Genomic DNA, 23,784 nt, shown 5'->3' with positions numbered 1-23,784 from the left:
CACGGAGACCAAAGAGGCCAGCGCGGCCGTCAGTGCGGCGCAGCAGGCGATGCTCGACGCGCTGCCGTTCGATGACGCGGCCGATTTCGACGATGCGGCCCGCGGCTTTCTTGGCACCATCGATCAGGCCAACGTCACGACGGCGCAAGGACGCAGCGTCTGGAGCCTCGCACCCTACGGCTTCCTGGAGGCGGAGGAGGCGCCGCCAACGGTCAATCCGAGCCTGTGGCGACAGGCGAAGCTCAACATGCATCACGGCCTGTTCGAGGTCGTTCCCGGCGTCTACCAGGTGCGTGGGCTCGATATTGCCAACATGACGCTGATCGAAGGCGACACCGGCGTCATCATCGTGGATACGCTCACCTCGATCGAGGGCGCGCGCGCCGCGCTCGATCTGTATTATCAGCACCGCGGCACCAGGCCGGTGACGGCGGTGATGTTCACGCACACCCACACCGATCATTGGGGCGGCGCACGCGGCGTCGTCGACGAGGACGCGGTGACCAGCGGCCGCGTGCCGCTGATCGCGCCGAACCTGTTCATCGAGCACGCCGTGTCCGAGAACATCATCGCTGGACCCGCGATGCTGCGCCGGGCGCAATATCAGTTCGGCCCGCTGCTCGCGAAAGGCCCTAAGGGGCATGTCGATTGCGGTCTCGGCAAGACCATGGCGGCCGGCAGCGTCGCGCTGCTGCGGCCGAACGACCTGATCATGGCGACCGGCGACACCAGGACGATCGACGGCGTGAGGTTTGAATTCCAGATGGCGCCGAACAGCGAGGCGCCGGCGGAGATGCACTTCTACGTGCCGCGTTACAAGCTGCTGAACCTCGCCGAGAACTGCACGCACAATTTTCACAACCTGCTGCCGTTTCGCGGCGCCGATGTGCGCGATGCGCTGGCATGGTCGAAATATCTCGGCGAGGCCCTGCAGTTGTGGGGCGGCAAGGCCGAGGTGATGTGCGGCCAGCATCATTGGCCGGTGTGGGGCGCCAGTCGTGTGGACACGATGATCCGCGAGCAGCGCGATCTGTACAAGTTCGCGCATGACCAGACGTTGCGGCTGATGAACCACGGCCTGACCGCGAGCGAGATCGCCGAGCAGATCAAGTTGCCGGCGAGCCTCGACGGCGCCTGGCATGCGCGCGGCTATTACGGCCACATCCGGCACAATGTGAAGGCGATCTATCAGAAATATCTCGGCTGGTACGATGCCAACCCGGTCAATCTCGATCCGTTGCCGCCGGTCGAGGCCGGGCGGAAATATGTCGAGTACATGGGCGGCGCGGAGGCGTTGCTGGCGCGGGCGCGGACGGATTTCGCCAAGGGCGAGTTCCGCTTCGTCGCGCAGGTGGTTGGTCATCTCGTATTCGCCGAGCCGGACAACGTCGCGGCTCGTGCCTTGCTGGCCGATACGCTGGAGCAGCTCGGCTACGCCGCGGAGAGCGCGACCTGGCGCAACGCCTATCTGTTCGGCGCGCAGGAGCTGCGCCACGGCATGCCGGTGGTGCCGGCGCGTCCGGGCATGCCGCGTGAGACCTTGGCGGCGCTGCGCACCGAGCAATTGTGGGACGTGCTCGGCGTCCGCCTGAACGGGCCGAAGGCCGAGGGCAAGCACATCGTGCTGAACTGGACGTTCACCGACACCGCCGAGCGCTTCGTGCTGACCCTGCAGAACTGCGCGCTGACCTACGCGGTGGGCGTGCAGGCATCGACCGCCGATGCGGGCTTCACGCTGGCGCGTGCGACCCTGGACGAGATCATCGCCAAGGCGGCGACCTTTCCAGAAGCGGTGGCGGCCGGAAAGATCACGTTCGTCGGCAATCCGATGCGGCTTGCCGAGCTGATGTCGCTGATGGACGAATTTCCGCGAATGTTCGAGATCGTCGAGCCGAAGCGGGCCAAGGTCACGTGAGCAAGAGGGAGGTCGGCCGGTTTCCCGCCGGTCGACCTCCACGACAAGGGATCTACTCGGCGCTGCTGACCAGCCGGATGCGCGGCTCGGCCTTCTCGATCAGCCGGCGGTAGGCGGCGAGATAGTCCAGCGCCATCCGTCGCGCCGTGAAGCGCTGCTCGAACTGTTCGCGCACGCGGGCGCGGCTGAGATGGTGCAGGCGGTTCACCGCGGCGACCGCGCTGAGCTCGTCCTCGACGATGAAGCCGGTGATGCCGTCGTCGATCACTTCCGGCACCGAGCCGCGGTTGTAGGCGATGACCGGCGTGCCGCAGGCCATCGATTCGATCATCACGAGCCCGAACGGCTCGGGCCAGTCGATCGGCAGCAGCAGGCCGAGCGCGCCCGACAGGAACTCCGGCTTCTCCTGGTCACCGATCTCGCCGACATATTCGACCAGCGGGTTGCCGTTGATCAGGGGATAGATCAGCTGGTCGTAGTAATCCTGGTCGGCGCGGTCGATCTTGGCGGCGATCTTGAGCGGAATGCCACAGCGCATCGCGATCTTGATCGCGCGGTCGACGCCCTTCTCCGGCGCGATGCGTCCGAGCACCGCGAGATAGCTGGGGGTCGCCGGCTTCGGCATCAGGAGCTTCTCCGGCAGGCCGTGCAGCACGGTGCGGACCCAGTTCGCATTCGGCACCGGACGCCGCTGCGCGTCGGAGATCGAGACGACGGGAACATCCTTGAACATCGAAAAGACCGGCTGGTGCTCGGGAAGATCGAGCCTGCCGTGCAGGGTGGTGAGGAACGGCGTCGGCTGGCGATGGAACAGGGAGAACGGATAGTAGTCGAGGTGGAAGTGGAGGATGTCGAATTCCTCGTCGTCACATCGCTGCCGCACATTCTCCAGCATGACCATGTGGAGCGCGTTGGGATCCCGCACCGAGCCGTCCAGGCGCAAAGCCTTCGGCCAGCTTGGCGAGAGCTTCGCCGACGTCTGCGAATCTCCGCTGGCGAACAATGTCACGTCGTGCCCAAGGGCAACGAGCTCTTCGGTCAACCAATGAACGACCCGTTCAGTGCCGCCGTAGAGCTTCGGAGGTACGGCCTCCGTCAATGGAGCAACCTGCGCAATGCGCATCTCACCGTCTCCTGTTCGTGATCATGGATGAAGCCCCCAATGGCACCGGCACTGCCGCAGCGGGAACGTAGTCCCTGCTGATGAGGTTCCCCGGTCTTCGATCACTCTTTTTTCGACACAACGTGTTCCTGCGTGTCTCATTGGTGCCATCCGACTCGCCAAAGTTGATGCCACTCCTCATGCAGGATCAGCAGAGCCGATGTGCTGCTGCACAACGGAACGGAACAAGGAACGCCTCGTTCATCTGGCCGCAACGGGTGCCCTCACTGCTACGGACATGCTATGGATCAACTATCAGGCTACGCGCACCGGCCGTTTCCTTTCGTGATGCGCTATCTGCGCAAACGTCCGACAGCTCATCTCATCATTTTGACGTCCGTCATGGGGGCGGTTGCCTGTTCAGTAGGCACCCAATACGGCGTCAAGTTCCTGGTCGACAGCCTCTCCACGGGACCTCGCGGCAACGGCAATGTCTGGGCCGCCTTCGCGCTGCTGATGGCGCTGATCGCGACCGACAACATTCTCTGGCGGGTTGCCAGCTGGATCGCGAGCTTCACCTTCGTCGGCGTGACCGGCGATCTGCGCCGCGACATCTTCCGGCATCTCACCGGCCATTCGCCGAGCTACTTTGGCGACCGTCTGCCGGGCATGCTGTCGAGCCGCATCACCGCGACATCCAATGCGGTGTTCACGGTCGAGAACATGTTCGTCTGGAACGTGCTGCCGCCGTGCCTCGCCACGGTGGCCGCGATCTGCCTGATTGGAACCGTGAGCGGCCCGATGGCGGTCGGCCTGCTGTTCATCGCGGCGATGATGGTGCTGGCGATGTTCCGCCTTGCCGCGGCGGGCAGGCCGCTGCACGATGACTTTGCCGACAAGGCGGCGATGGTCGACGGCGAAATGGTCGACGTGATCTCGAACATGCCCCTGGTGCGCGCGTTCTGCGGCTTGCGCCACGAGCATGACCGGTTCGACGCGACGGTGAACAAGGAACTTGAGGCGCGCGGGCGCAGCCTGCGCTATCTCGAGAAGCTGCGCATCCTGCATGCGACGGTGACGATCCTGCTGACGGTGGCGCTGATGGCCTGGGCAATTTCGCTGTGGCAGCGGGGCGGGGCGACGACCGGCGACGTCGTGCTGGTCTGCACGCTCGGCCTCAGCATTCTCAACGCGACGCGTGACCTCGCGGTCGCGCTGGTCGACGTCACCCAGCACGTGGCGCGCATGAGCGAGGCGATCGCCACGCTGCTGCAGCCGCATGAGCTGAGCGATCACCCCGAGGCCGAGCCGCTGGTGAAGAGCGGCGCCGCGATCGCCTTCGACAACATCACCTTCCACTATCCGGGCGGTCACAAGCTGTTCGAGAACTTCTCGCTGCGGCTGCAGCCGGGGCAGCGTGTCGGGCTCGTCGGCCAGTCCGGCGGCGGCAAGTCGAGCCTGTTCACGCTGCTGCAGCGGTTCTACGATCCGCAAGCCGGCCGCATCATCATCGATGGGCAGGACATCGCCAAGGTGACGCAGCAGAGCCTGCGCGAGGCGATCTCGGTGGTGCCGCAGGATATCTCGCTGTTCCACCGCTCCATCCTGGAGAACATCCGCTACGGCCGGCCGAGCGCGACCGACGACGAGGTGCTGCGCGCCGCCATCGCCGCGCGGTGCGATTTCGTCGAAACCTTGCCGGAATGCCTGCACACGATGGTCGGCGATCGCGGCGTCAAGCTGTCCGGCGGCCAGCGCCAGCGCATCGCGATCGCGCGCGCCTTCCTCAAGGACGCGCCCATCCTGCTGCTCGACGAGGCCACCGCCGCGCTCGACAGCGAGTCGGAGGAGGCGATCCGCGAGGCGCTGAGCCGGCTGATGCGCGGCCGCACCGTGATCGCAATCGCGCATCGGCTCGCGACCTTGCGGAATTTTGATCGGGTCGTGGTGCTGAAATCGGGCAGGATCATCGAGGACGGCGCGCCCGACCGGCTGATGCAGGGCGAGGGGCCGTATCGCGAGCTCGTCACCCAGGAGATGAACCGGCTCGCCAAGTTCGCGGCCTGAGCCGCGATCGCGTTGCGTCAAGATCGCGTCCCCGGCGTCCGGGTCGACGCCAACTCGCACGAGGTCCATCATGTCGGCCGAACTCGCAAGCACACGGGCATCGATGGCAGGCGCCGACGCGCCCGCCGAGCAGCCTTTCTACATTCCCATGACCGGACCCGCGGCGCGGCCGCGGCGCTCGCTCAAGCACGACGACACCTTCATCGTGCTCGACGGTCACGGCGACATCGGCGCGTCGGCCGGCGGGCCGGATGGTCTGTTCAATGCCGATACGCGCTATCTGGCGCGGCTCGAGCTGACGCTCGCCGAGATGCAGCCGCTGCTGCTCGGATCGAGCCTGCGGGACGACAATTCGGCGCTGACGATCGATCTGACCAATCCGGATATCTATCAGCAGGGACGGCTGGTGCTGCCGAAGGACATGCTTCACATCGTGCGCACGATCTTCCTGTGGCGCGGCACCTTCTATCAGCGTATCGGCGTGCAGAACCATGGCGACCGCCGTGCCAGCTTCGATCTCAAGCTGACCTTCGACAATGATTTCGCCGACCTGTTCGAGGTCCGCGGCTCGGTGCGAAAGCGGCGCGGCACCGGCTCGGGTCGGCTGATGGGGCCGTCTGACGTCGTTCTCGATTATCGCGGGCTCGACAATGTGACGCGCACGACGGCCCTGCATTTCGATCCGCGTCCGTCGCGCCTTGCGGTGGACGTCGCCTCCTATCATTTCGATCTCGATCCGCAGCAATCGACCTCGCTGTTCATCGCCGTGAGCTGCAACGCTGCGACAGGTGAGCAGCCGGGTCGCTTCTTCCGCAGCCTGCTCGCGCATCGCCGCGAGATGCGCCGCTGCACGCACGGCGCCACCACGATCGAGACCTCCAACGACATCCTCAATGAGGTGCTGTGCCAGGCGGCGGCCGATCTCAACATTCTGATGACCGACACGCCGGAGGGCCGCTATCCCTATGCCGGAATTCCCTGGTACTCGACGACGTTCGGCCGAGACGGGCTGATCACGGCGATGCAGATGCTGTGGGTCGATCCGCGTATCGCCCGCGGCGTGCTGCGCCGGCTCGCCCGGCATCAGGCGAAGGAGACCGATGCGCTCGCCGATGCCGAGCCCGGCAAGATCCTGCACGAGATGCGCGGCGGCGAGATGGCGGCGCTGCGCGAGGTGCCGTTCGCCTGCTACTACGGCAGTGTGGATTCGACGCCGCTGTTCGTGCTGCTGGCCGGCCTCTATGTCGAGCGCACCGGCGACCTCGAGACGTTGAAAGAGCTGTGGCCGGCGATCGAGCTGGGACTGAGCTGGATCGACGGCCCCGGCGATCCTGATCGTGACGGCTTCGTCGAATATCAGCGCGCCTCGGAGCAGGGGCTCGCCAACCAGGGCTGGAAGGACTCCTACGACGCGGTCTTCCATGCCGATGGACGGCTCGCGGAAGGCAACATCGCGCTCGCCGAGGTGCAGGGCTACGTGTTCGCCGGCAAGCAGCTGGCGGCGCGCTGTGCGCGGCGGCTCGGCAAGACCGACATGGCCAATCGGCTCGATGCCGAAGCGGCCCGGCTGGCCGAGCGGTTCGAGGACGCGTTCTGGTGCGAGGAGCTGAACACCTATGCGCTGGCGCTCGACGGCAACAAGCAGCCGTGCCGGGTACGCACGTCCAATGCCGGCCAGCTGCTGTTCAGCGGCATGGTGCGCGAGGATCGTGCACGCAAGGTCGCCGCTGATCTGCTGCGCCCGCACTTCTTCTCCGGCTGGGGCATCCGCACCGTCGCCCTTGGCGAGGCGCGCTACAATCCGATGTCCTACCATGACGGCTCGATCTGGCCGCACGACAACGCGCTGATCACGCTCGGCCTGTCGCGCTACGGCCTCAAGCACGCGGTGGAGGAGGTGTTTCGCGGCCTGTTCGAGGCGGCGTCCTACATGGATCTGCGCCGGCTGCCGGAGCTGTTCTGCGGCTTCCGGCGCGAGAAGCATCGCGGTCCGACGCTCTATCCGGTCGCCTGCGCGCCGCAGGCCTGGGCGAGCGCGACGCCGTTCACGCTGCTCGAAGCGGCGCTCGGCCTGGAGTTCGATGCCGAGCGCGGCGAGATCCGGCTGCGCAACCCGCGACTGCCGGCGTTTCTCGATTGGGTCGTGTTGCGCGATCTCCGGCTCGGCCACTCGACGATCGATCTGCGCCTGCGTCGCCATGGCGAGGACGTCTCGATGGAGGTGCTGCGTCGCCGCGGTCAGATCCAGGTCTCGCTGGTGCTGGCCCAATGAGGGCGCCCAACCGTTGCCGCCGTGGCGTCGGCGTGGCGTCCGGCATCGTCGCGCTCGCGATGCTGACGCTGCAGGCGCATGAGGCGGCGGCGCAACAGGTTGCGCCGACTCCGGCTGTGAAAGAGGCGCCAACACCCGCGAAGGAACCGCCGCCACCGCCCTCGGTCACGATCCTTGGCGCGCGCGATGCGCATGGCGTGCTCGGCCGGGACGTGCGCAGCTCGACCGGCGAGGACATGGGCCACATCGTCGATGTCATCGTCGATCTCACCGGCACGGTGCGCGCGGCGGTGATCGATTTCGGCGGCTTTCTCGGCGTCGGCAGCCGCAAGATCGTGGTCGATTGGACCGCGCTCGATTTCAAGCACATCGCCGAGAAGAGCGACCAAGTGACGCTCGATCTCACCAAGGAACAGGTGAAGGCGGCGCCCGAGTACAAGGAGGACAAGCCCGTCGTCGTGCTCGGCGCGGCCGGCAAGCTGTCCCCCTGGGATTTCGATCATTGAGTTGATGCGTGAGACCGCCGGTCCGGCATGCGCGTGCCCGGAACGCGGTGGGGACGTTATGTCCTCGAGACCCCTGTGGATTGAACCGTAGAGAGCCATGGTCAACGCACGGCCGTCCAGATCACCTGACCGGGAGCCTGCGCCGGACCGCAATTCGGAGCCGCGTCGCGATCCCGTGCATGATCACGGCCAGACGGCGAAACCGTCGCCGTCGCGGCAGAGCCTGCGCGGGCTCGACTGGTTCATCTTCTTCCTTGCCGACGTGCAGACCGGCTTCGGTCCGTTCATTGCGGTGTATCTCACCACGCAGAAATGGACCCAGGCGCAGATCGGTCTGGTGCTGTCGATCGGTGGCATCGTCGGCCTGATCGGGCAGATGCCGGGCGGTGCGATCATCGATGCCGCCAGATCGGAACGGCGCGTGGCGGGATACGCCGTCGCCACCATCGGCTGCTGCGCGCTTGCTTATGCCGTCTGGCCGATCTTTCCGGTGGTCGCCGGCGCGGCGACGCTGCACGCGGCCGCGAGCTGCGTGCTGGGGCCCGCCATCGCCGCGATCAGCCTCGGACTGGTGGGACCGCGCGGCATGGCCGAGCGCCTCGGCCGCAACGCGCGCTTCGCCTCGCTCGGCAACGGTGTCGCCGCGGCGATCATGGGCACGTGCGGTTATCTGCTCTCCAGCCGTGCGGTGTTCCTCGTCACCTTCATCCTCGCGTTCCCGACCTTGATCGCACTGTCGCGGATTCGCGAGCGCGAGATCGACATCGCTCGCGCACACGGTCGCGCCGTTCAGGAGGATGAAGAGGTGGCGCGGCTGTCGTCGCTGCTCGGCCTCTTGCGCCAGCGCGCGCTGCTGGTGTTCGCGGTCGGCGTGTTCCTGCTGCAGCTCGCCAATGCGGCGATGCTTCCATTGATGGCAGGGGTGGTGACGACGAAGTCGAGCGAGTGGGCGCCGATGCTGATTGCGTTCTGCATCGTGGTGCCGCAGGCGATCGTCGCCTTGACGTCACCATCGGTTGGCGCGGTGGCGCAACAATGGGGCAGGCGGCCGCTGCTGATGCTCGGATTTGGCGCGCTCGCCGTGCGCGGCGCGCTGTTCGCCGTGGTGCACGATCCCTACGTGCTGGTCGCGGTGCAGATCTTCGACGGTGTGACCGCTGCGGTGTTCGCGGTCATGATCCCGCTGACGGTGGCAGACGTCGCGTTCGGCAGCGGCCATTTCAATCTGGCGCAGGGGATCGTCGGCACGGCCACCGGAATCGGCGCCTCGCTGTCGACCGTGCTCGCGGGCTTTGCCAGTGACCGGTTCGGCAGCGCCACGGCCTTTCTGGGATTATCGGGCGTGGCGCTTGCGGGTCTCGTGCTGATCGCGCTGCTTATGCCGGAGACAAGGCAGCGCGCCCATCGTGTTTGAGAGCGGATCCTTCAGGCGTCCATGCTCCGCAGGCGCTGGCGGTTGCGCAGCACGATCTGGCGGGCGCCGGAGAAGCCGAGAATGCCCTGGCTCTGCAGCTGCGACAGCGCGCGGGACACGGTCTCCAGCGTGAGGCCGAGATAGTCGCCGATATCGCGGCGGCACATCGGCAGCGCCATCATGCCGGCCACCGCGAGACGGCGGTCCATCTCGAGCAGGAAGGTCGCGACGCGCTCCATCGCGGTCTTGCGGCCCAGCAGCAGCATGTGGTCTTCGGCGTGGCGGAGATCGTGGGCCGTCATGGTCCAGAGCTTGCGGGCGACTGCGACGTCGACGCCGGCCGCCTGCTCGAGGCTGCGGCGCTTCACCAGGCGCACGGTGGTGTCGATGATGGCTTCAGCGGCGAGGCGGTGCGCGGAGCCGAACTCGAGGCCGAACACGTCGCCGGGAAGATGGAAGGCGCCGATCTGACGGCGGCCGTCGGACAGCAGCTTGTAGCTGCGCACGGCGCCGGAGATGACCTGGTAAACGTACTCCGCCGGCTCGTCCTCGCCGTAGATCTCCTCGTCTTTCTTGTACGAGAACTCGCTGGCGATCAGCCCCGCATGACCGGTGATCTCGGCAAACGGGTTGGCGGCGGGAGCATTGACGGCAGGAGAGGGGACGGCATGGGGGGCGTTGGTGTTGACGACCGGGTGGGTAATCGACTGATTGAGCATGACCATCTCCTTGCGGCGGATGGCGATGTGGTACATTGCGGCCGCCGTTAAGGACATTTGGGCCGTTATCTTAAGGGGGTTCCCCTACGGAGATGTACGTAGGTGCGGCGGGACTCTGGCAGGCGGAAGGCTACGGAGCGGTAGCCTGGTGGTCGTTGGCGATCGCCTTGCGGATGCGCTTGACCAGATTGTCGTCGAGCAACGGCTTGAGCAGGAAATCCTGGATGCCGACGGCTGCGGCGCGCGCCGCCAGCCGGTCGTCGTAATGGCCGGTGATCAACACCACGGGCGCGGTCGCGCCCTGCTTGCGCAATTTCTCGGCGACCTCGACGCCGTTCAGCTCCGGCATCTTGTAGTCGACCACGAAGCAGTCGACGGGCGCATGGTCCGACGCCTTCAAGAGGGCAGTGCCGCTGCGGAACGTGCGGACGTCAAAGCCATCGGCCTCCAGCAGGAATCGCAGCGAGCCGAGGACGTCAGCGTCGTCGTCCGCTACATAGACCTTTGGTTTTGTGAGAGCCGACATCGCACGTGCCGCGAGAAGTTCATGTTGAACCGAGGCACAACATAACACTCGATTCCGTCAAGCCAGCTTGATCTAGCTCAATCCTTCAGCGCACCGGCGCGCATCGCGAGACGGACGAGCTCGGAGAGGCTGTTCGCTCCCATCTTGGTCATGACGTTGGCGCGATAGACCTCGATGGTGCGCGGGCTGATGTCGTATTCGCGCGCGATCAGCTTGTTGGAGAGGCCGGCCATCAAGCCGTCCATCACCTGGCGCTCCCTGGGGCTGAGGCTGGCGATGCGGCCGAGAATGTCCTGCGTGACCGATTCGTTCTTCGCCGCCGGCTCGGCCTGCTTGATTGCCATGTCGATCATGGCGACGAGGCGCTCGTCCTCGAACGGCTTTTCGAGAAAGTCGACTGCTCCGAGCTTCATGGCCTCTACCGCGAGCGGCACGTCACCATGGCCGGTCATCACCAGGATCGGAAAGCTGCTGCCGGTGGCCTTCAGGCGCTTGAGCAGTTCGATCCCGTCGATGCCCGGCATCCGCACGTCGGACACCACGCAGCCGAAGCCGAGCGTCGGCAGGCGATCGAGGAAGGCTTGCGCGTTGTCGAACAGCGTGACGTCGAAGCCGGAGGAATCGAGCAGGAAGTTGAGCGAATCCCGCATCGCCTCGTCGTCGTCGATCACATAGACCTTCGCCCGCTCAGCCATCATGCTCAACCCTGGTTGGGGCCGCCGGCAGAGTGAAGCGGAATGTCGCTCCGCCTGCCTCATTGTTCTCGGCCCACATGCGCCCGCCATGGGCCTCGATGATGGTACGGCTGATCGAAAGGCCGACTCCCATTCCGGTATCCTTGGTGGTGAAGAAGGTCTTGAAAAGATTGGGCATGACGTCGTCGTGGAATCCCGTCCCGGTATCGGAGACGGCGATCTCGATCAAGTCGTCGCTGATCCTGCGATTGGTGGCTGCGAGCTCGCGCGGCTCGGAATGGGACATCGCCTCGAGGGCGTTGCGGAACAGGTTGACCAGCACCTGCTGGATCTGCACGCGGTCGGCCAGCACGAGGTCGGCATCGGGGTTGAGCTGGAACCGCAGCTGGACGTTCTGCTCGCGGGCGCCGGCGAGGCCGAGCGCGCCGGCTTCCTCGATCAGCTTCGACAGGCTCTCGACGCGCTTTTCCGATTCGCCGCGCGAGACGAAGTCGCGCAGCCGCCGGATGATCTGCCCGGCGCGGATCGCCTGCTCGGCGGCGCGGTCCATCGCGCTCTCGATCTTGGGCGTGTTCGGATCGCTGCTGCCGGTGAGCAGCCGGCGCGAGCCCTTCATGTAGTTGCTGATCGCGGCGAGCGGCTGGTTGAGCTCGTGCGCCAGCGCCGAGGCCATCTCGCCCATCGCGCTGAGGCGCGAGACGTGGACCAGCTCCGACTGCAATTCGCGCAACCGCGCCTGGGTCTGCTGGTGCTCGGTGAGGTCATGGGCGAAGCCGGTGAAATAGGGCTTGCCGCCGGACTGCATCTCGCCGATCGACAGATGCATCGGGAAGGTCGTGCCGTCACGGCGCCGGCCGGTCACGATGCGGCCGATGCCGATGATGTGGCGTTCGCGGGTGCCATGATAACGGGTGAGATAGCCGGCATGGCGCGAACGGTCCGGCTCCGGCATCAGCTCGCTGACGTCGAGGCCGACGGCCTCCTCCTCGGTATAGCCGAACATCCGCTCCGCCGCGGCGCTGAAGAACTGGATGATGCCGCCGCCGTCGATCACGATCATGGCGTCGGGCACGGTGTCCAGGATCGAGCGGAAGTGCTGCTCGCGCAGCCGCAGGGCCTCTTCCAGCCGCTTCTCCTGGTCGATGTCGAGGGCGATGCCGCGGAGGTGGCGCGGCTGGCCGGCGTCGTCAGGAACCACGCCGGCGAGCACCCGGATCCAGTGGCCGCCGCTCGGCATCTTGAACGACATGTCGAACCAGGTGCCCTGGTGGCGCGCATGCTCGATCGCCGCTTCCACCGGCGCCCGATCCTGTCCGCCGAGCAGCGCCAGGAACGAGCCATAGGTCACCGGCTCATCCTCCGAGATCCCGAACAGCTTCCGCGTGGTCGACGACCAGTAGAATTCGCCGCTCGCGAAATCGAGATCCCACGCGCCGAAGCCCAACGCATGAGCGTCGTTGGGGCGGACGGACGCGTCCGGGAACGGTTGAGGAACGCCGCGCACTTCGAGACCTTCGATCGATTCGCCTTGGTGGTCGGGAAAACCCTGTTGCCGGACAGCCGCGCCGACCGAAATGGCCGAGCCCCGTATTCTATACCAGATTGCGCGTCTGCAACCCGGGCCGACTTAAACTTTGGTTCGACAATTCAAGGCTTTCTCCGATTCAGCCCGGGTTCCATCACGCGCTGGCCGTGCGAGGTCCGCGGTTGCACCTTGATCTATCTCATCGCGGGGGGTGATTTCACCTCTAAGAGCTGCATGGAAGCAATGTTTGGAGAGGCGGGATGACGCTCTCGACTGTCATGGTGAGCCTTGCGCTCAACCAGCCCAATGAGGCCCGCCTTCAGGTCGCAAGCGATCTTGCGGCCCGATTCGGCGCCGGAATCATCGGCGTGGCCGCCGCGGAATTCACGCCGCCGCTGTATTTCACGACGGGCGAGCAGGCGCAGGACCTGATCGAGCAGGGCGAAGCTGCCCTGCAGGCCAGGCTCGGCGAGCTCGAGCAGCAGTTCCGATCGGTGATCGGTGATCGCGCCGCGCCATTGAGCTGGCGCAGCGCGCTGGATTTTCCCATCCGCCATGCGCTGTCGCAGGTGCGCGCCGCCGACATCCTCGTCACGGGCAGCGCGCCCTCCGGCGTGGCCGATGCCTACGCGACCGCCAGTCCAAAGGATCTGGTGATGCAGGCCGGCCGGCCGCTGCTCGTGGTGCCGGACACGGCGAACTGGCTCGACCTCGGCACCGTGCTGGTCGCCTGGAAGGAGACGCCGGAGGCGCGCCGCGCGGTGGGCGATGCGCTGCCGCTGCTCGCCAAGGCGAGCGACGTGGTCGTCGTCGAGATCCTGGAGAATACGTCGGAGTTCGATGCCTGCGAGGCGCGGCTCGACGACGTGGTCGCCTGGCTTCGCCGTCACGACATCGTTGCCTCGGCCCGGGTCGAGGAGCCGGGGCAGGGGCGCAACGTCGCCGCCAGGCTCGATGCCGTCGCCGCCGATTTCACGGCGGGTCTGATCGTGGCCGGCGCCTATGGTCATTCGCGATTCCGCGAGCTCGTGCTCGGCGGCGTCACCGAACATCTCGTCACGCGTGCCGAGCGCTGCGTGCTGCTGTCGCACTAAAATTCAACCGCTCCACCGAGAATAGGATTGCCGCCTTGTACAAATTTCTCGAGGACACCGCTGGCAGCTACATGACGCGGACCATCACCACCGTGACCCGCGAGACCACGATTCGCGAGCTCGGCGACATGTTCGACCGCGACGATTTCAACACCTATCCCGTCGTCGAGAACGACGAGGTCATCGGCATCGTGACCAAGTTCGACGTGCTGAAGTGCTTTGCGTTCACGCCCAACCAGATGCTGCCGCGCTACAGCGACCTGATGAACCGGACGGTCGCCGACGTGATGACGTCCGAGTTCATCTATGTCAGGCCGGACACCAAGCTGACGCGCGTGCTACAGCTGATGGTCGAGCACCGCATCCGCAGCCTGCCCGTCACCGACGGCGACAATCGCCTCGTCGGCATCATCGCCCGCGAGGATATCGTTCGGGCGCTCGCGGCGGCGGCCAAGGATTGACGGGGATTGACGGCCGACGGACGGCGGGCGTCGTGCTCCTTAACTGATACGGAAGTCTAAGACCTGATCGTCCCGTACGCCTTTGGCGTGCGGGACGAAGTGCTTGCGAGCGCCGCGCCTTGCTCTGACGAGGCAACATTCCGGCTCTTTACCGGCGAACGGGTCGCAAGGTTGATTTCGATCAATTCCACGTGTGGGCGATTATGGTTGCTGGTCTCGTGTTCTTTCAGCGAGATTCCGCATGAGCGCGTCCTCACCAACAAAATCCATGACCATCGGCGAGAGTGGGCTGTCGCTCATTTTCGCCGTCACCGCCTTCTTGTGCGTCTTCGCTGCGGCGAAGGCACTCGATACGGCTTTCGCGTTTCACGCCTCGCTCGCGGCTGCCGCCAGCGCGGCGTCCGTCTTCTTCATCCTCAATCGCTACTTCGAGCGCGGCGACCTGCCGGCGCAGGAGATCAATGGCCGGCCGAACTACAACCTCGGTCCGATCAAGTTCTCCTCGTTCATGGCGATGTTCTGGGGCATCGCCGGCTTCGCCGTCGGCCTCATCATTGCCTCGCAGCTCGCCTGGCCGGCGCTGAACTTCGATCTGCCCTGGACCAGCTTCGGCCGCCTGCGCCCGCTGCATACCTCGGCGGTGATCTTCGCCTTCGGCGGCAACGTGCTCCTGGCGACCTCGTTCTACGTCGTGCAGCGCACCTGCCGCGTCCGCCTCGCCGGCGACCTGGCGCCGTGGTTCGTGGTGGTCGGCTACAACTTCTTCATCCTCATCGCGGGCACCGGCTATCTGCTCGGCGTCACCGAGGGCAAGGAGTACGCCGAGCCGGAGTGGTACTCCGATCTGTGGCTGACGATCGTCTGGGTGGTCTATCTGCTCGTTTTCCTGACGACGATCATCAAGCGCAAGGAGCCGCACATCTTCGTGGCGAACTGGTTCTATCTGGCCTTCATCGTCACGATCGCCGTGCTGCATCTCGGCAACAACCCGGCGCTTCCTGTGTCGTTCTTCGGCTCGAAGTCCTACATCGCCTGGGGCGGCGTGCAGGATGCGATGTTCCAGTGGTGGTACGGCCACAACGCGGTCGGCTTCTTCCTGACCGCCGGCTTCCTCGCCATCATGTACTACTTCATCCCTAAGCGGGCGGAGCGTCCGGTCTATTCCTACCGGCTGTCGATCATCCACTTCTGGGCGCTGATCTTCCTCTACATCTGGGCCGGCCCGCACCATCTGCACTATACGGCGCTGCCGGACTGGACGCAGACGCTCGGCATGACCTTCTCGATCATGCTGTGGATGCCCTCCTGGGGCGGCATGATCAACGGCCTGATGACCCTGTCCGGTGCGTGGGATAAGCTGCGGACGGACCCGGTGCTGCGCATGCTGGTGGTGTCGGTGGCCTTCTATGGCATGTCGACCTTCGAAGGTCCGATGATGTCGATCAAGGTGGTCAACTCGCTCAGCCACTACACCGACTGGACCATCGGTCACGTGCACTCCGGTGCGCTCGGCTGGGTCGGCTTCGTGTCCTTCGGCGCGCTGTACTGCCTCGTGCCGTGGATCTGGAACCGCAAGGGTCTCTACAGCCTCAAGCTGGTGAACTGGCACTTCTGGACGGCCACGCTGGGCATCGTGCTCTACATCTCCGCGATGTGGGTCTCGGGCATCCTGCAGGGTCTGATGTGGCGGTCCTACACGGCGCTCGGCTTCCTCGAATACTCCTTCATCGAGACCGTCGAGGCGATGCACCCCTTCTACATCATCCGTGCCGCCGGTGGCGCGCTGTTCCTGATCGGCTCCCTCATCATGGCCTACAATCTCTGGATGACGGTCCGGGTCGGTGAGGAAGAGGTTCAGTCGCCCGTCGCCCTTCAGCCGGCGGAGTGAGGTATCCAACCATGTCATTCTGGCAACGACACCAAGTCTTCGAGAAGAACTCGATCATCCTGGTCATCGGCATCCTGCTGGTGATCGCGATCGGCGGCCTCGTCGAGATCACTCCGCTCTTCTACCTGAAGAGCACGATCGAGGCGGTCGACGGCGTGCGTCCCTACACGCCGCTGGAGCTCGCCGGCCGCAACATCTATGTCCGCGAGGGCTGCTATCTCTGCCACTCGCAGATGGTGCGTCCGCTGCGTGACGAAGTGGAGCGCTACGGCCACTTCTCGCTCGCCGCGGAGAGCATGTACGACCACCCGTTCCAGTGGGGCTCCAAGCGCACAGGTCCTGATCTCGCCCGCGTCGGCAACAAGTACTCCGACGACTGGCACGTCACGCACCTGACCAACCCGCGCGCCATCGTTCCGCAGTCGATCATGCCCGGCTATCCCTTCCTGAAGGAGACCGAGCTGAACGCCGACAACGTCGCCGACCATCTCAAGACGTTGCGGGCCGTGGGCGTGCCCTACACCGAGGACCAGATCGCCAACGCCGCCGCCGACTTGAAGGCGCAGGTCGATCCGGACAATGCCGGCGCGGAGGCGCTCACCAAGCGCTATCCGAAGGCGGTGGTGCGCAACTTCGACGGCAAGGCGGGGGCGCCGACGGAAATGGATGCGCTGGTCGCGTATCTGCAGATGCTCGGCACCCTGGTCGACTTCAAGATCTACAACGAAAAAGCCAATCTGCGCTGAGATCGGGAGCCTGACATCATGAAGCCCATCCTTGCAGTCGAGAACATCGCGTCGTCACTCGTGACGACGCTGTGGACCCCGATCTTTGTCGCGATCTTCATCGCGATCGTCACCTACGCCCTCTGGCCTCGCAACAAGGCCGCTTTCGATGAGGCGGCGAGCATGCCGTTGCGGGAGGAGTAAACTCAACATGGCTGACCATACCGAAGTCGACAGCGTCTCCGGCACCGCCACGACGGGCCACGCCTGGGACGGCATCAAGGAGCTCAACACCCCGCTGCCGCGGTGGTGGGTGATCACCTTCTACATCACCATCGTCTGGGCGATCGGCTACTGGATCGTGTATCCGGCCTGGCCGACCATCTCCAGCAACACGGCAGGGCTGTTCGGCTACTCGTCCCGCGCGGACGTGGCGGTCGAGCTTGCCAACCTCGAGAAGATCCGCGGCGCCAAGATGGCGGCGCTCGCGACCGCCTCGCTCGCCGACATCGAAAAGGATCCGGCGATGCTGGCCCTGGCGCGTGCCAAGGGCAAGACCGTGTTCGGCGACAATTGCGCCGCCTGCCACGGCACGGGTGCGGCCGGCGCCAAGGGCTTCCCGAACCTGAACGACGACGACTGGCTGTGGGGCGGCTCGCTGGAGCAGATCCAGCAGACGCTGCTCTATGGCGTCCGCTCGGGTCATCCCAAGACTCGTGAGGGCCAGATGCTCGCCTTCGGCAAGGACGGTATCCTGAAGCCGGCGGAGATCGTCAACGTCGCCAACTACGTGCGGGAGCTGGCGGGGCTGCCGACCCGGCAGGGCTATGACGCCAAGGCCGGCGCCAAGATCTTCGCCGAGAACTGCGTGGCCTGCCATGGCGACAACGCCAAGGGCAATCCGGAGGTCGGCGCGCCGAACCTCACGGACAAGATCTGGCTGTACGGCTCCGACGAGGCGACCCTGATCGAGACCATCACCAATGGCCGCGGCGGCGTCATGCCGGCCTGGGAGGGCCGTCTCGACCCGACCACGATCAAGGCGATGGCGGTGTATGTCCATTCGCTGGGCGGGGGAAAGTAACGGAAATCCAACGGAACTTTCCCTTCAATTGAGCTGGATCAACTGAGCGGCCGAAGGTGGGCATACCTTCGGCCGCAACTGCGAGAAGACCCCAGCGATGAACCAGACGGTAAAGCCCGAGGATTTGAAGGCTCAAGCCTTGAAGCCCCAAGATCTGCAGCCGGTAGACGACTACGGTCCGCTCTATGCCGCGCACAAGAAGGTCTATCCGCAGAGCGTCACCGGGACGTTCCGGCGGATCAAATGGGGCCTGATGGGCGTCTGTCTCGGCGTCTACTACTTCCTGCCGTTCGTGCGCTGGAATCGCGGCCTTGGCGCCCCCGACCAGGCAGTGCTGATCGACTTCCCCAACCATCGCTTCTATTTCTTCTTTATCGAGCTGTGGCCGCAGGAGGTGTATTATTTCACCGGCCTGCTGATCATCGCCGCGATCGCACTGTTCCTGATGAATGCGATCGGCGGCCGCATCTGGTGCGGCTATCTCTGTCCGCAGACGGTGTGGACTGACCTGTTCTACGCCGTGGAGCGCCTGATCGAGGGCGACCGGCGCGAGCGCATGAAGAAGGCCGCCTCGGACGATCCGATGAAGCTGCAGCGGATCTCCGAGCTCGTCCTGAAGCATTCGATCTGGCTCTTGATCGCCTGGTGGACCGGCGGCGCCTGGGTGCTGTATTTCAGCGATGCGCCGACCCTGGTGAAGGAGCTCGTCACCTTCCAGGGTCCGCCGCTGGCCTATATCTGGATCGCGATCCTGACTGCGACGACCTACACGCTCGCCGGCTTCATGCGCGAGCAGGTCTGCGTCTACATGTGCCCGTGGCCGCGGATTCAGGCGGCGCTGACCGACGAATGGGCGCTCAACGTCACCTATCGCTACGACCGCGGTGAGAACCGCATGTCGGTCAAGAAGGCCGCCGAGCTGCGCGCGCTGGGCCAGCCGGCGGGCGACTGCATCGACTGCAAGCAGTGCGTGGCGGTGTGTCCCACCGGCATCGACATCCGCGACGGCGCGCAGATGGACTGCATCCAGTGCGGCCTGTGCATCGATGCCTGCGACACGGTCATGACCAAGATCGGCCGCCCGACGCGGCTGATCGGCTATGACAACGACATCAACATTCATCGCCGCCAGGAAGGCAAGCCGCCGATCTACAAGCTGGTGCGCGCGCGCACGGTCGCTTACGCGGCGATTATCGCCGTCGTCGGCGGGGCGATGGTCTACAAACTCGCGACCCGCTCGCTGCTCGACGTCAATGTGCTGCACGACCGCAACCCGATCGCGATCAAGCTGTCCGACGGTTCGATCCGCAACGCCTATACGATGCGCGTCCTCAACAAGCACGGCTTCGACCGCGTCATCGCCATCGACATCGAAGGTCCGGTCAACTCGACCGTCCACGTGGTCGGCGCCGACTCCGTGACGCCCGACCGTCCGATGATCGTGATCGGCCGCGACCAGACCGAGGAGCTGCGTCTGCTCGTGACCGCGCCGGAGGAGAACAATCCCGAGAAGTCGATCCCGGTGAAGTTCCACATCACCGACATCGGCCTCGGCGTCGTCGCCTCCGCCACCGACAATTTCGTCAGCCCGTAAGCTCAAGGGAGCCCGTCCATGGCCAGCAGCCGTTCCGAACCGTCCTTCCAGCTGACCGGACGCATGGTGCTCGCGATGCTGATCGGCTTCTTCGGGCTCGTGATCGGCGTCAACGTCTACATGATGAAGATGGCGATCTCGACCTTGCCGGGCACGGACGTGGACAGCGCCTACAGCGCCAGCCTCGGCTACGAGAAGGAGATCGCGGCGGCGCGCGACCAGGAGGCGCGGCGCTGGAAGGTCGAGGCGCATATCGAGCGCGGGGCCAGCGGGGCGGCCGTGGTGCAGGTCAATGCGCGCGATGCCAGCGGCAATCCGATCTCCGGCTTGACCTTCCAGGGCCGGCTCGAACGTCCCGCCGACAAGCGCGCCGACCAGGAGGTCGCGCTCGCAGAGGTCGGCGGCGGCGTCTACCGCGGCACCGCGGAGGCGGTCGCGCCGGGACAGTGGGACCTCGTGCTGGAAGGTGACTCCAGCGGCCGGCGGCTGTTCATGTCCAAGAACCGCGTGCTGCTGAACTGAAGGGACTTCCGATCATGCACGTGACGCGTGACTTCTCCCATTACGTCAAGGATCTCGGCGCCGGACTGAAGCATATCGACCTCGCGGTCGAGGGCGTCAGCTGCGCCGGCTGCATGGCCAAGATCGAGCGCGGCCTGTCGGCGCTGCCCGACGTGACCCTGGCGCGCGTCAATCTCACCGACCGCCGCGTCGCGCTGGAGTGGAAGCAGGGCACGCTCGACCCGGCCAAATTCATCGATCGCCTCGCCGAGCTCGGCTACAAGGCCTATCCGTTCGAGAAGGCGAGCGCCGAGGCCACGGAGGCCGAGGAATCGCGCTTCCTGCTGCGCTGCCTCGGCGTCGCGGCGTTCGCGACCATGAACGTGATGATGCTGTCGATCCCGGTGTGGTCCGGCAATGTCAGCGACATGCTGCCCGAGCAGCGCGACTTCTTTCACTGGCTCTCGGCGCTGATCGCGCTGCCGGCCGCCGCCTATGCCGGCCAGCCCTTCTTCCGCTCGGCGTGGCGCGCCTTGAGGACCGGCAACGTCAACATGGACGTGCCGATCTGCATCGGCGTGATCCTGGCGTTGGGCATGTCGATCGTCGAGACCTTCCATCACGCCGAGCACGCTTACTTCGATGCCGCGATCATGCTGCTGACCTTCTTGCTGGTCGGCCGCTATCTCGATCAGAACATGCGGCGGCGGACCCGTGCGGTCGCCGGCAATCTTGCCGCGCTGAAGGCGGAGACCGCGACCAAGTTCATCGGCCCCGATGAAATCTCGGAAGTGCCCGTCGCGGCCGTCCGTGCCGGCGATCTCGTGCTGCTGCGCCCTGGTGAGCGCTGCGCCGTCGACGGCGTGGTGGTCGAGGGCCGCTCCGAGATCGACCAGAGCCTGATCACCGGCGAGACGCTGTATGTGCCGGCGGAGCATGGGACCGCGGTCTATGCCGGCTCGCTCAACATCTCCGGCACGCTGCGGGTCCGCGTCTCGGCCGCGGCCGAGGGCACCTTGCTCGCCGAGATCACGCGCCTGCTCGATACCGCACTGCAGGCCCGCTCGCGCTACATGCGCCTCGCCGACCGCGCCTCGCGGCTCTATGCGCCGGTGGTGCATGCGACCGCGGCGCTCACCGTGCTCGGCTGGGCGCTGGCCGGCGCGAGCTGGCACGATGCCATCGTCACCGGCATCGCCGTGCTGATCATCACCTGTCCCTGCGCGCTCGGCCTTGCCATTCCGACCGTCCAGACGGTCGCGTCCGGCGCGATGTTCAAGTCCGGCGTGCTGCTCAATGCGGGTGACGCGATCGAGCGCCTCGCCGAGGCCGATCACGTCATCTTCGACAAGACCGGCACCTTGACGCTGCCGGAACTGGAAGTGGTCAACGCCGCCGACATTCCTGCCGATATGTTTTCCGTCGCCGGGCAGCTCGCGCTGTCGAGCCATCACCCGGTGGCGGCAGCTGTCGCCCAGGCGGCGAAGTCGCGGTCGCCGCTGATGGGCGCTGTCGAGGAGCCGGGGCAGGGCGTCCGCGCCATGGTCGATGGTGTCGAGCTCCGGCTCGGCCGTCCCTCCTTCTGCGGTGCCGAGGCGCTGGTGGCGCAGAGCGCGAGCGTCGATCCCGAAGCCTCCGTCGTGGCGTTCAGCCGCGGCGATCAGAAGTATCTGTTCTCCGTTCGCCAGGGTCTGCGCCCCGACGCCGCGAAGATCGTCGCCGGCCTGCAGCGGCGCGGCATCAAGGTCGAGATCCTCTCCGGCGATCGCGAGGCGGCGGTGGCCGCGGCCGCGAAGGCGCTCGGCATCTCCGAATGGCGCGCCGGCGTGACGCCGGCCGACAAGATCGCACGCGTCGAGGAGCTCAAGCGCGCCGGCGTGAAGGTGATGATGGTCGGCGACGGCATGAACGATGCGCCGTCGCTGGCCGCCGCGCATGTCTCGATGTCGCCGATCTCGGCCGCGCATCTCAGCCAGGCCACCGCCGATCTCGTCTTCCTCGGCCGTCCCTTGGCGCCGGTGCTGGCGGCGGTCGACTATGCGCGCAAGGCGCTGCACCTGATGCGGCAGAATCTGTGGCTCGCGGTGGTCTACAACGTCCTCGCCGTGCCGCTCGCCATCAGCGGCGTCGTCACGCCGCTGATCGCAGCCGCCGCGATGTCGGGTTCGTCGATCCTGGTGATGCTGAACGCGCTGCGCGCACGCAAGGTTCGCGAGGAGGCCACGACATGGAAGTGATGATCATCCTCGTACCGCTGGCGCTCGCGCTCGGCTTGGCCGGCCTTGTCGGCTTCCTCTGGTCGCTGAAGAGCGGCCAATATGAGGACCTCGAAGGCGCGGCGTGGCGCGCCATCGCGGACGATGATGCGCCGGCGCCGCAAGCACAGCCCGAGGCTGCGCCGAGCCGCTCCTAAGCACGGGCCGGCATCAGCCGGCCTGTCAGAGCGGCTGCAACGACCAGCGCAGCGGCGATGCCGGCGACGCAGGCGGTCCAGCCGAACCGATCGAACAACTGGCCGAGCACGGCCGTGCCGACGATGCCGCCAGAAAAATAGCTGGCGAGATAGATCCCGCTGGCAACCCCCTGGTCATGCGTGGCGGCCTTGCCGACGAAGCCGGTGGTCACGGCCTGTGCGAAGAACGTGCCCGCGCCAACCAGCACCATGCCGGCTAGCACCGTGGCGAGCTGTGACGACAGCATCAAGGCCAGGCCGAGCGCTGTGATGGCGAGCGATCCCCAGATCGCCCGCCTTGCGCCGGTCCGCGCGGCGATCCGGCCGGCGAGCAGGGTGGTGACGATCGAGGGCAGGAACACGACGTAGACCAGCCCGATGCTCATCATGCCCAGCGAAAGCGGCGGCCGCACCAGGACGAAGTTCACGAAGGTGAAGGCGCCGATGAAGGCGAACAGCACGCAGAAGCCGATGCCGAACGCGGCGCGCAGGCGGCTGTTGCCGAGGTGGTCGCGGATCGCAGCGCTCCGCAGCGCACTCCTGGTGCTCGCCATCATGGCGCCGCGGCCGATGGTGACGCCGACCAGCAAGGCGCCGAAGAGATTGAGCGCGGCAAAGACGTAGAAGGTCGGCTCGAGGCCGAGCGCGCCGGTCAGGCTCGCCGAGACCAGACGCCCGACCAGATTGCTCGCGACATTGCCGGCGATGTAAGCCGAAAACGCGCCGCCAGCCTCTGTGGCGCTGCACTGCTCGCCGAGATAGGCCAGAGTGAGTGCGAAGGCCGAGGCCATGCACAGGCCCTGCAGGATGCGCAGTCCTGCGAAGACCGTGAGGTTCGGCGCGCTCGCGAGCAGCGCGGTGAAAACGGTGAGCAGCGCGAGGCTGCAGACGATGCCGATGCGGCGATCGATCAGCGGGCTGAGCAGGCCGGTCGCAAGGCTCGAGATCGCCATGCCGAGCGTGCAGGCATTGACTGCAAGCCCCATGGCGGCCGGGCTGACATGGTAGTGCTGGATCAGCGCCGGCAGCATGGCCTGCGCAGCAAACAGGTCGACCAGACTGAAGAAGGCGATCAGCCCGATCACGATCGCGCGCCGCATGGCTGCCGGCATGAGAGCGCGATCGGCATGCGTCAGCGACGATGCCGGAACATCCGTCATGACAAATCCTCTCGACTGATGGCCAAGGGGGAGGGACCGGAACGTCAGGCCGGCGTTCCGGTCCAGTCCGATGGAATTTCCCGA

At 65.8% G+C, this 23,784-nt stretch carries 21 protein-coding genes; 15 read left to right on the top strand and 6 right to left on the bottom strand.

What is annotated here, in order from left to right:
• Positions 1-49: 49 nt before the first annotated feature.
• Positions 50-1,915, top strand: a complete 1,866-nt coding sequence (locus BRAO375_RS09270; protein ID WP_009027206.1) for an alkyl/aryl-sulfatase — start codon at positions 50-52, stop codon at positions 1,913-1,915.
• A 52-nt stretch (positions 1,916-1,967) separates the two neighbouring features.
• Here the strand turns inward: BRAO375_RS09270 and BRAO375_RS09265 are convergent, their stop codons facing one another.
• On the bottom strand, positions 1,968-3,038 hold the full coding sequence (locus BRAO375_RS09265) for a glycosyltransferase family 4 protein (RefSeq protein WP_009027205.1): 1,071 nt from the start codon (positions 3,036-3,038) through the stop codon (positions 1,968-1,970).
• A 282-nt stretch (positions 3,039-3,320) separates the two neighbouring features.
• Between BRAO375_RS09265 and BRAO375_RS09260 the strand changes: the two genes are divergently transcribed.
• The 4 genes from BRAO375_RS09260 (at position 3,321) to BRAO375_RS09245 (ending at position 9,276) form a co-directional block, all read left to right on the top strand.
• Entirely contained in the window at positions 3,321-5,084 is a 1,764-nt protein-coding gene (locus BRAO375_RS09260; RefSeq protein ID WP_009027204.1) for an ABC transporter ATP-binding protein, read from the top strand.
• A gap of 70 nt (positions 5,085-5,154) precedes the next feature.
• Positions 5,155-7,356 (top strand): amylo-alpha-1,6-glucosidase, encoded by a 2,202-nt coding sequence (locus BRAO375_RS09255; protein WP_009027203.1) that lies wholly within the window; start codon positions 5,155-5,157, stop codon positions 7,354-7,356.
• Entirely contained in the window at positions 7,353-7,862 is a 510-nt protein-coding gene (locus BRAO375_RS09250) for a PRC-barrel domain-containing protein (RefSeq protein WP_009027202.1), read from the top strand. Before BRAO375_RS09255 ends, BRAO375_RS09250 begins: the two co-directional genes overlap by 4 nt.
• A 97-nt stretch (positions 7,863-7,959) precedes the next feature.
• Positions 7,960-9,276, top strand: coding sequence for an MFS transporter (locus tag BRAO375_RS09245; RefSeq protein ID WP_009027201.1), 1,317 nt, complete (start codon positions 7,960-7,962; stop codon positions 9,274-9,276).
• A gap of 11 nt (positions 9,277-9,287) precedes the next feature.
• Here BRAO375_RS09245 and BRAO375_RS09240 read toward each other — a convergent pair whose 3' ends face one another.
• From BRAO375_RS09240 to fixL, 4 genes are all read right to left on the bottom strand, one after another.
• Positions 9,288-9,995 (bottom strand): helix-turn-helix domain-containing protein, encoded by a 708-nt coding sequence (locus BRAO375_RS09240; protein WP_009027200.1) that lies wholly within the window; start codon positions 9,993-9,995, stop codon positions 9,288-9,290.
• Between the two features lie 130 nt (positions 9,996-10,125).
• Complete coding sequence (locus BRAO375_RS09235; RefSeq protein ID WP_009027199.1) at positions 10,126-10,521, bottom strand: response regulator; 396 nt, start codon at positions 10,519-10,521, stop codon at positions 10,126-10,128.
• A 77-nt stretch (positions 10,522-10,598) separates the two neighbouring features.
• Positions 10,599-11,216: a response regulator FixJ gene (gene fixJ, locus BRAO375_RS09230; RefSeq protein WP_009027198.1), complete on the bottom strand. Its 618-nt coding sequence runs from the start codon at positions 11,214-11,216 to the stop codon at positions 10,599-10,601.
• Positions 11,209-12,819: a sensor protein FixL gene (gene fixL / locus BRAO375_RS09225; RefSeq protein WP_502688872.1), complete on the bottom strand. Its 1,611-nt coding sequence runs from the start codon at positions 12,817-12,819 to the stop codon at positions 11,209-11,211. The genes fixJ and fixL overlap by 8 nt, the downstream gene beginning before the upstream one ends.
• A 182-nt stretch (positions 12,820-13,001) precedes the next feature.
• Here fixL and BRAO375_RS09220 point away from each other — a divergent pair, with 182 nt between their 5' ends.
• The 10 genes from BRAO375_RS09220 (at position 13,002) to ccoS (ending at position 22,501) form a co-directional block, all read left to right on the top strand.
• Positions 13,002-13,835, top strand: a complete 834-nt coding sequence (locus BRAO375_RS09220) for a universal stress protein (protein WP_009027196.1) — start codon at positions 13,002-13,004, stop codon at positions 13,833-13,835.
• 35 nt (positions 13,836-13,870) lie between these two features.
• Positions 13,871-14,296, top strand: a complete 426-nt coding sequence (locus BRAO375_RS09215) for a CBS domain-containing protein (RefSeq protein ID WP_009027195.1) — start codon at positions 13,871-13,873, stop codon at positions 14,294-14,296.
• A 241-nt stretch (positions 14,297-14,537) separates the two neighbouring features.
• Positions 14,538-16,184: a cytochrome-c oxidase, cbb3-type subunit I gene (ccoN, locus tag BRAO375_RS09210; protein ID WP_035639724.1), complete on the top strand. Its 1,647-nt coding sequence runs from the start codon at positions 14,538-14,540 to the stop codon at positions 16,182-16,184.
• An 11-nt stretch (positions 16,185-16,195) separates the two neighbouring features.
• Positions 16,196-16,930, top strand: coding sequence for a cytochrome-c oxidase, cbb3-type subunit II (gene ccoO / locus BRAO375_RS09205; protein WP_009027193.1), 735 nt, complete (start codon positions 16,196-16,198; stop codon positions 16,928-16,930).
• 18 nt (positions 16,931-16,948) lie between these two features.
• Positions 16,949-17,113: a CcoQ/FixQ family Cbb3-type cytochrome c oxidase assembly chaperone gene (locus BRAO375_RS09200; protein WP_035639721.1), complete on the top strand. Its 165-nt coding sequence runs from the start codon at positions 16,949-16,951 to the stop codon at positions 17,111-17,113.
• Positions 17,114-17,120: 7 nt separating this feature from the next.
• On the top strand, positions 17,121-17,993 hold the full coding sequence (ccoP, locus tag BRAO375_RS09195; protein ID WP_009027191.1) for a cytochrome-c oxidase, cbb3-type subunit III: 873 nt from the start codon (positions 17,121-17,123) through the stop codon (positions 17,991-17,993).
• A 97-nt stretch (positions 17,994-18,090) separates the two neighbouring features.
• Positions 18,091-19,587, top strand: a complete 1,497-nt coding sequence (gene ccoG / locus BRAO375_RS09190) for a cytochrome c oxidase accessory protein CcoG (RefSeq protein WP_009027190.1) — start codon at positions 18,091-18,093, stop codon at positions 19,585-19,587.
• Between the two features lie 18 nt (positions 19,588-19,605).
• Positions 19,606-20,109, top strand: coding sequence for a FixH family protein (locus tag BRAO375_RS09185; protein WP_175345308.1), 504 nt, complete (start codon positions 19,606-19,608; stop codon positions 20,107-20,109).
• A 14-nt stretch (positions 20,110-20,123) separates the two neighbouring features.
• Positions 20,124-22,325, top strand: a complete 2,202-nt coding sequence (locus BRAO375_RS09180) for a cation-translocating P-type ATPase (protein ID WP_009027188.1) — start codon at positions 20,124-20,126, stop codon at positions 22,323-22,325.
• Complete coding sequence (gene ccoS, locus BRAO375_RS09175) at positions 22,316-22,501, top strand: cbb3-type cytochrome oxidase assembly protein CcoS (RefSeq protein WP_035639719.1); 186 nt, start codon at positions 22,316-22,318, stop codon at positions 22,499-22,501. Before BRAO375_RS09180 ends, ccoS begins: the two co-directional genes overlap by 10 nt.
• Here the strand turns inward: ccoS and BRAO375_RS09170 are convergent.
• Positions 22,498-23,700 carry an MFS transporter gene (locus BRAO375_RS09170; protein WP_009027186.1) on the bottom strand — a complete coding sequence of 401 codons (1,203 nt, stop codon included), beginning with the start codon at positions 23,698-23,700 and terminating at the stop codon, positions 22,498-22,500. The genes ccoS and BRAO375_RS09170 overlap by 4 nt on opposite strands.
• Positions 23,701-23,784: the final 84 nt, after the last annotated feature.

Origin of the sequence: Bradyrhizobium sp. ORS 375 (assembly GCF_000239775.1) — a bacterium.
Lineage (GTDB): Bacteria > Pseudomonadota > Alphaproteobacteria > Rhizobiales > Xanthobacteraceae > Bradyrhizobium.
The sequence above is the reverse complement of the archived record's forward strand: the minus strand, read 5'-3'. Positions and strand labels throughout refer to the sequence as shown.